Origin of the sequence: Schlesneria sp. (assembly GCF_036405755.1) — a bacterium.
In the GTDB taxonomy this organism is placed as follows: Bacteria; Planctomycetota; Planctomycetia; order Planctomycetales; family Planctomycetaceae; genus Schlesneria; species Schlesneria sphaerica.
Map to the genome: position 1 here is coordinate 1 of NZ_DASWWZ010000349.1, position 2,036 is coordinate 2,036.

Annotated in this window: 2 protein-coding genes; both read right to left on the bottom strand. The window is 57.6% G+C overall.

The window, feature by feature from the left end; all coding sequences use genetic code 11:
* On the bottom strand, positions 1-813 hold an 813-nt coding region (locus VGE80_RS12005; protein WP_440592834.1), incomplete at its 3' end, for a hydantoinase/oxoprolinase family protein.
* Between the two features lie 200 nt (positions 814-1,013).
* A partial coding sequence (locus VGE80_RS12010; protein WP_440592835.1) for a molybdopterin dinucleotide binding domain-containing protein occupies positions 1,014-2,036 on the bottom strand: 1,023 nt, incomplete at its 5' end.

Here is a 2,036-nt window from a genome sequence, read left to right on the forward strand (position 1 = left end):
AAATCTCGCCATCTCGATTGCTTCATTCTGAGAAATCGCGTTCCCATCACTGCATAACGTTCTCACGATGCGGTGCCGGGCTTCTGCTCGGGTGGCCGGTTTGCCGTTGGCCGTCTCCAGATCATTCGCATCTTCCGCGAGGTCACCAAGTAATAAGTAGAGGTCGAGAGTTGTCGCAAAAATCTCGGCGGCGAGTGGGCAATAGCCATCACGAAAAGGGACGCTATGAGCTAAGGCGCAAATGGGTGTGCGTCGAATGCCCGAATAACACAATTCGCCGCTCTGCAGTCGGCTCAGGTCCGTCAGTCCCAGTGAGACCGGCCTTCCCTCATGCAGAGGAATCAGATCGGTCGTCGTGGTGCCAATGTCAACAAGCAGACTGAAACCGGCTGGTGCGTACTGCCCACACCAGGTGGCCAACGCGTGCCAGTTTGCGGCGGCGACCGCTTCCGTCTGTTCGCGTGCCGTTTGGGCGTCGACGAACCGGCCTCGGGTCGTCCAGACGGACAATTTCGCAGCAGGAGCGTCCAAGTCATGCGAAGTGGTCGCGTTGCTGAAATCACGCATTCCCGCTTCGACAGAGTCGAGGATCGAGGTCACTCCTTCGGCTTTCGTTGTGAAGCAGTCAGCCAGTTCGGCTGTCATCGTCAGGGCAACTCCGTTGCACCCCGGAAAGGACCGAAGGATCGATGCCACTTCGGCTGCCAGACGTTCCGGGTGGCGCCAGATGGCGAAGGGGCGACTGAGTGTTTGCCCCTGCTGATCAGCCGCTTTGATATTAGCTCCGCCGATATCAAGTCCAACGATCGTCATGGAATGAATTGCCTCGGAACTACGTGACGGTGGGAATTCTGGAATGTGGGTCGGACACGGAACGGCGCGGGCTCGGCGAGTTGACCAGCGAAACTCTTACCGTCGCTACCCGTGATAACGTCCGCTTGTACGGCGGAGAAATGGACTCTCTCACGCTTTGATCGCCCACCTTCCAGATTGACAGAGCGAGAGAGTCGGAATCACCGCACCACTGGGACCTGCACGGGGAAACGCCCTGCCCTGCTCGGTTCGATCGAGATGATGACCGACTTGAAGGCAGGCGTTCGCGATCGGGGATCCGACGTCCGTGGTACCAGGACGTTACATTCGGGGTAGTACATCGCGGCATTACCGGGACGAATTTTTTCCAAGGGGGTGGCGATGATGTCGACCATTTCTCCTGCGTTGCTTCGGACGGTCGTCTTCTGACCCGGCTTGAGGTGGAATCGATCCAGGTCTTCCGGGTGCAGCAGGATCACGTACCGGCCTTCAATGCCTCGGTAGAGGTCATAGTCTTCATAGACGACGGTATTGAACTGCCCTTCACTGCGAATCGTCATCAACCGCAGTTCGTTCGGTCCGCCGACCAGTTCCGGCAGCGGATGGACCCGCAATTGGGCTCGACCCGTCTTTGTCGGAAACTGGGGAGTGTGAAACGTGCGGCCGTCGAGCTGGAATTCTTTCTTCGTCTCGCCAATATCCTTGATCTGTTCAAAGCCGGGGACCACCTTGGCGATCGCTTCACGAATTCGATTCGTGTTCTGCATCGATTCCCAGTCGATGGGACCCTCATTGCCGAGAACGCCGCTGGCAATTGTTGCGATGATCTCAATCTCGCTCTTGAGCCCCGCGTGACGTGATGGGCCACCGTCACTCAGGCGAATGAAGTTGAACATCGATTCCTGCGTTGTGGACTGCGGCTCTTCATCTCTCGCCAGCACGGGAAGAATGATTGTTTCTTTCGCCAGTCCATGTGCGTGGCCCGTGTTGAGCGTCGTATTGAGGTACACCAGCATGTCCAGTTTCGACAGGGCCTGTCTGGCGAAGGCCGCATCCGGATTGGACCCATAGAGGTTGCCTCCCAGACAGAAGCCGAATTTCAGTTCACCACGATCCGCCCCCTCCATACAGGCCAGAGTGTCGAGGCCTGGGGTGGTGGGAAGCTCCATGCCGAAGTGCGACTGCAGCTTGTCGAATATCGCCTGTTTCAATTGCGGGGTCAC